Source organism: Moorena sp. SIO3B2 (assembly GCF_010692525.1).
GTDB classification, from domain to species: domain Bacteria; phylum Cyanobacteriota; class Cyanobacteriia; order Cyanobacteriales; family Coleofasciculaceae; genus Moorena; species Moorena producens.
Window position 1 is genome coordinate 1 of sequence record NZ_JAAHHE010000950.1, and the last position, 1,162, is coordinate 1,162.

The 1,162-nt window shown below is 52.1% G+C and carries 1 protein-coding gene and 1 pseudogene; one reads left to right on the forward strand and one right to left on the reverse strand.

The window, feature by feature from the left end:
- A pseudogene (locus F6K38_RS42605) lies at window positions 1–253 on the forward strand (hypothetical protein); the annotation flags it as partial.
- Here F6K38_RS42605 and F6K38_RS42610 read toward each other — a convergent pair.
- On the reverse strand, window positions 201–1,007 hold the full coding sequence (locus F6K38_RS42610; RefSeq protein ID WP_287360939.1) for a Uma2 family endonuclease: 807 nt from the start codon (window positions 1,005–1,007) through the stop codon (window positions 201–203). The pseudogene F6K38_RS42605 and the gene F6K38_RS42610 sit on opposite strands and share 53 nt — an antisense overlap.
- Between the last annotated feature and the right edge of the window lie 155 nt (window positions 1,008–1,162).

Genomic DNA, 1,162 nt, shown 5'->3' on the forward strand with positions numbered 1-1,162 from the left:
ACGCGCCCCGCGTGACCAAAGGTCAATCCCATCCAGCTCTCTGCACACTCCCCAGGTGGTGCGTTACGGGGCGGACTATCTCAACCCGGGCGTTGAGGCCACAAATAACGGCAAGCCCGCCCCTAACACACCCTACGCCTCTCCCGATTCCCGATTCCCGATTCCCGATTCCCGATTCCCGATTCCCGATTCCCGATTCCCTACTCCAAAAGTCCCACATCAATTCCTAGTTCCTGAAGTTGTTCCGGACTAAGAGCCTTCAATTGTGCCACCAACTGTTGCCGCTTTTGTTGCTCCTGCTGGACTTGAGCCTCAGCGTAGGTTGCCCGCTCCTGGCCAGTCAGTAGTAGATTTCCCTGTCGATCCCACCATCGCAACCAAGGTTGTTCAGCTAAACCGAGATACGTGCCTTGCCATACCCCTAGTTCTACATTCATGCGATTAATGGGATAGTGGTTGCGCTCGTTAGGACTCAGGCGCTCGTAGGTGCCATCTTCCCAGTGGTAAACTTCCAACTCCCCGGTATTGATCATAAAGATGCCGTAGTAGGGAATGCGGATAATTTTTTCGTATACCCAGAATTTCCCGGGTTTTTGAACAGTACCATCTACGGCTTGTAACGGTGTTCTATCCCGTTCTTCCGCACCGGTCCCCGATGCAAACTCTAGGGCAATCAGAGGTGTTATATATTCCCGCCACAACACATAAGAGCGTCTAATCTGGCCATCAAGTCGGGGGGGCACATCAGGCACATAAAACCAATCCGGGGCTTCTGCACCTTTTTCCGGGGGGTTAGTCTCTCGCCAGTAAATCCCACAATCTTGACCGATGGCATAGCGATTGTCAGGGTGAAGCTCCTGCAAAACTGGCTCGATGGAGTCAGTCAGAAGAATGCTTTGGGGATGTTCCTGAAAATTTTTCACAAAGGTTCCATCAGATTCCGGCAGTTGGGTATGGTCTGGAAACGGGCGCAGTTGTTCGTCGATGGTGGTGTTGGAGTGAACCATAGAGCTTGTAGGGTGTTGAGATGGGATGCCCCCTTAACAAGAGGGGAACCATCGCTCTTGTTTATCAAATGAGGGAGCTTGAGGGAGCTATAAAACCCCGTCCTCAAAAACGAGCGAGTCGTTCAGACGAGCAATGTTTTAGGGCGGGGATACAT